Origin of the sequence: Microbacterium sp. Leaf351 (assembly GCF_001423825.1) — a bacterium.
Classification (GTDB): Bacteria; Actinomycetota; Actinomycetes; order Actinomycetales; family Microbacteriaceae; genus Microbacterium; species Microbacterium ginsengisoli.
In genome coordinates, this window is sequence record NZ_LMPK01000005.1 from 14011 (window position 1) to 18236 (window position 4226).

Here is a 4226-nt window from a genome sequence, read left to right on the forward strand (position 1 = left end):
CTGCTGTTCGCGGCCGCCGCCGGCTCCGACGACGTCGTCACGAAGCTCGCGACCGCGCTCTGGTACAAGGACCGCTACCGCATCGACTCGGTGCTGCCCGTCATCGGTGTGACCCTCGCGACCCTCGGCGTGCTCGCCGCGACCGCGTGGCTGCGCCGCGCCGGTGCGCGCAGCGGCGGCGCGCTCGCCCTCGCCGGGGTCGTCACCGCGACCTCCGCCGTGTCCCTGGTCGCCGGCGGCGCGTCCGCCTCGATCGGGCGCGTGTTCGCGATGCCGGCCTCGCACGCCACCGAGGCGATCGTCTCCGCCGCGCAGATCGAGTTCATGAGCTCGCGTCTGCCGATGATCGTTCCCGTCGGCCAGCGCGTCATCGGCGACCCGTGGGACGGGTCGGGGCTGTCGCTGCTGTTCGGCGACCGCGAGCCGGGCTTCCCTCACGTCAACGGACAGTGGGATCCGCAGCGGCTGCTGCTCGCCTTCCACCTGCAGGACATCCGCACCGACCCGGCCGTGTGCCAGGCCCTCGACGACCTGCGCGTGCGGTACGTGCTCTACAACCCCCACGCCTTCGGCGGCGGCGACCCCTCGGGGAACCACTTCTCCGGCGTGCACGCCGCCGTCGAGGCGGGCCTGTTCACCCCGGTCGCGACCGACGGCGACACGTCACTGCTCGAGATCACGCAGTGCGGGCCTCTGCCCGCCGGGTAGGGCTCAGTCCCCGAGCGGCGGCATGACCGCCCACGAGCGGTCGCGGGCGATGCGCAGGCCGTCGCGCATGCCGCGGAACAGATTGCTGGTGCCGCGCACCTTCCGCTCGACGATGAGCAGTCGGATGATCTCCTTGACGAACGTGAGCGCCGTGCCGAGCGCGAAACGCACCGGACGGTAGGCGCCGTGCTCGGCGAAGTAGTGCCGCATGATCCCGCGGTTGCGCATGATGTAGTAGCGGTACGCGTCGCTCGACGCGTTCAGGTGCCGGATGCCCATGTCCCACTGGCGGATCTCGCGCGTGCGGGTGAGGACGAACTCGTTGACGATGACCGCGGTCGTGCGCAGCGAGGCGAGCCAGCCGTAGACCGAGTCATCCCAGTAGATGAAGAAGCGCGGGTCGGGAAGGCCGATCTCGGCCACGATCGAGCGGTGGATGAACATGCCCTCGAAGCACCCCGAGTTCATCTCCCGGTAGCCGGCGCCATCGAACCCCGCGGGCGCGAACGGGATCGGGATGCCGAGGGGGATCGACAGGCGGTACTGCCAGTAGAACTCGCTGCCGTCGTAGTCGTAGCGGCGCCCCTGGATGCTCTTGAACCGCGGTGCCCACGCGCCCATGCGCGCGAGTCCGTCGGAGATGACCTCCACGTCGTCGTCCATGAGCCAGATCCACTCGCTGCCCAGCTCGTACGCCACCTGCATGCCGGCGCTGAATCCGCCGGATCCGCCGGTGTTCTCCTCGAGGCGCCGGTAGACGAGATCGGTGCCGAGTCTCGAGCGGTAGCCCTCGACGACCTCGGTGGTGTCGTCGCCCGACGCGTTGTCGACGATCACGACGTGGCCCGGTTTCGGATCCATCGCGATGATGCTGTCGAGGAGCTTCGACAGCAGCGCCGACCGGTTGTAGGTGACGATCGCGATCGTCGCCGACGCGGGGTCGAACGAGGTGGTGGCGGGCACGTCGAAGGCAGGGGATGCGGCGGCCATAGCCCTCACATCCTACCGAGCCTTCCTCGCCACTCCCACAGCGACTGGTGCTCGTAGGCGCGCGTCGCGCAGACGACGAGCAGCAGCCATCCGAATCCCGAGAGGGCGAAGCTCTCGAAGCAGGAGTAGACGATGAGGGCGACGAGCACGAGCGGCGTCCACGCGTAGACGACCGAGCGCCGGTTGGATGCGTCGAGCCATGAACGCACGAAGGCCGTCGCGCAGAGCGCGAAGAAGAGGACGAACCCGATCCAGCCGAGTTGCAGCAGCGCGTCGAAGAAGGCGTTCAGCGCCGACAGGTTGGTCGTGCCCAGGCTGGCGTTGATGGCCGAGAACGGCATGTCGCCGGGGATCCACGGTCCGAACCAGCCCCATCCTCGGAAGGGGTGGCTGCGCACGAATCGCAGCACCGTGAGCCACAGGTCGTAGCGTGCGTTGATGTCGTTGTCGGCGCCGATCAGGGTGATGAGGCGCTGGCGCAGCAGGTAGGCCAGCACGATGCTGGCGAGCACGGCGGCGCCGAGGGTCCACTGCACGGCGGACCGATACGGCGCCCGTGTGTGCCGAACCATCAGCAGAACGGATGTCGCCACCGCGCCGGCGATCGCGACGACCAGCACGATCGGCGATCCCGTGAGGAGGGCGAGCGCTCCGGCGAGCAGCACGGAGCCGAGCGAGAGCCACGGGGAGACCGTGTTCGCTCGCCACTCGATCACGAAGGTCACGATCGCCATCACCGCCGTGAACCCGAGGGCGTTGCGGGTGCCGAAGATGCCCTGGATGGGTCCGAGCGAGGCGATGTTGCCCTGGATGCCGAGGACGTCGATGGGATGGTCGAGGAAGACACCCGCGAGCAGTTCGAGGGCGAGCGAGAGCACGAGCACGATGCGCGCGACGTTGGCGAGCGCGTGCACGACCTCGAGCGTGTCGCGGGTGTTCGCGATCGCGACCCCGACGAGCGCGATCGCGACGATCGAGACCGCTGAGACGAGGCCGGCCTGAGGGTCGGTGTTCCACAGCAGGCTGAGGGCGGCCCACCCGACGAATCCGACGGCGAGCGGCGTGGTCAGCCGGGGGAGGGAGATGACGCGTCGGTGGGCGAGGAGGACGGCCACCGCGAGCACCGACAGCACCGCCACCATGGTGACGTAGGTCGCGATGCCCGCTGTCCGTTCGATGACCGTGCGGCAGCAGACCACCAGGAAAGCGGTCATCGTGAAGGCGTGCGCGAATCTGTCGGAGCCGAGGAGCGTGGTCAGGGGGTGTTCGGGCGGGCGGGCGGAGGCGGCATCCGTCATCGAGACCGCCATTGCTCAGAGACGGCGCCGCGCGCGGGCGCATCGCCGGTCACGCGCGGCGCGCGCTTGATCGCGAACGTCACGGCGACGACGAGTGCCCACGCCGAGGGCGGCAGCCCGGCCGGCGAGGTCGCCGAGTGGATGAGGGTCACCGTCAGAGCGAGGGTCGGCACGAGTGTGAGCGCCGAGTAGGGACGGTCGTCGCGGATGTCCCATCTCGGTCGGTCCACGCCGAAGAACCACGATCGCCACACGGCGCCGGCCAGTGCCGCGGCGCCGAGCACCGTCGCGACGGGGCCGGCGGTGAGCCAGAGGCCGCTCCACGCCGGAGCGATGGTCACCTCCCGCGGCCACAGCACGACCACGATGAGCGAGAGCACCACGGCGGCGGCCGTGTACGCGGCGTACAGCGGCGTGCGTCCGCCGAAACGCCGCACGGTCCGCATGAGGAGCTGGGTGGTGAGCACGAGCCCGACCGCGAGTGCGGCCGCCGCGCCCGCGGGCGACCAGGCGTGCACGAACATCACAAGCTGCAGCGCCAGGACGATCCCGCGCACCCCGCTCCGTGATGCCCGAGCACGCAGCAGGGCGCCGGTCGCGATGAGGCCGGTGAGGGCCGTCGCCGCGAGGACGTCGGGGGATCCGAGGCCACCGGTGATCGAGCCGAGACGCCAGAGCGATCCGTCGCTCACGAGGAGCCCGGTCGCGCCCTCGAGAGGTCCGCGCAGCACGGTCGCCGCCCACGCCTCCAGCGCGAGTCCGGCCCCGAGCACCCATGACGCCGCCGACGAAAGCGCGATCACGAGCTCGACCCACGTCAGCACACTCGCCAGGAAGAGGCCGTGCACCGCGGCGGACGCGAGAGCGAGTGCCGCGGGCCAGAGCGTCGCCCGATCGGGGGAGAGGGCGATGGTCGTCGCCGCGACGACGACGAACGCGAGCGCCGCCCACGGCAGCCGGCGCCAGGCGAGGCGCCCGCGGCCGAAGAGCCAGATCGCGAGCGTGGCCACGAGCGAGGCGGCGAGCAGCAGCTCGGCGACGTCGGGGCCGAGCAGCGATGCCCAGAGAGGGAGACCCACCAGGATGACGAGCGCGACGAGGCACCACGCGCGCAGCAGCAGGTGCGGGGTCGTCTCGCGGAGCGGGGCGGCGGGCGGCGCGGCGATCGGGTGTCTCGAGTGCACGGCCATCGTGATCTCAGCGTAGTCGCGCCCGCCTAGGCTGACAGGG

4 protein-coding genes are annotated in these 4226 nt (G+C 70.8%); 1 reads left to right on the plus strand and 3 read right to left on the minus strand.

All coding sequences use genetic code 11. From position 1 onward, the window contains the following. Positions 1-708, plus strand: a 708-nt coding sequence (locus ASG00_RS15115) for a DUF6541 family protein (protein WP_162238322.1), incomplete at its 5' end; no start/stop codon positions are given. Positions 709-711: 3 nt separating this feature from the next. Here ASG00_RS15115 and ASG00_RS02075 read toward each other — a convergent pair. The 3 genes from ASG00_RS02075 to ASG00_RS02085 all read right to left on the minus strand — a co-directional run. Next, a complete protein-coding gene (locus ASG00_RS02075) occupies positions 712-1698 on the minus strand; it encodes a glycosyltransferase (protein WP_056206485.1) in 987 nt (328 codons plus the stop codon). 5 nt (positions 1699-1703) lie between these two features. Beyond that, positions 1704-2996: an O-antigen ligase family protein gene (locus ASG00_RS02080; protein ID WP_056206571.1), complete on the minus strand. Its 1293-nt coding sequence runs from the start codon at positions 2994-2996 to the stop codon at positions 1704-1706. Continuing rightward, a partial coding sequence (locus ASG00_RS02085) for a hypothetical protein (RefSeq protein WP_235559068.1) occupies positions 2993-4226 on the minus strand: 1234 nt, incomplete at its 5' end. The genes ASG00_RS02080 and ASG00_RS02085, both read right to left, overlap by 4 nt.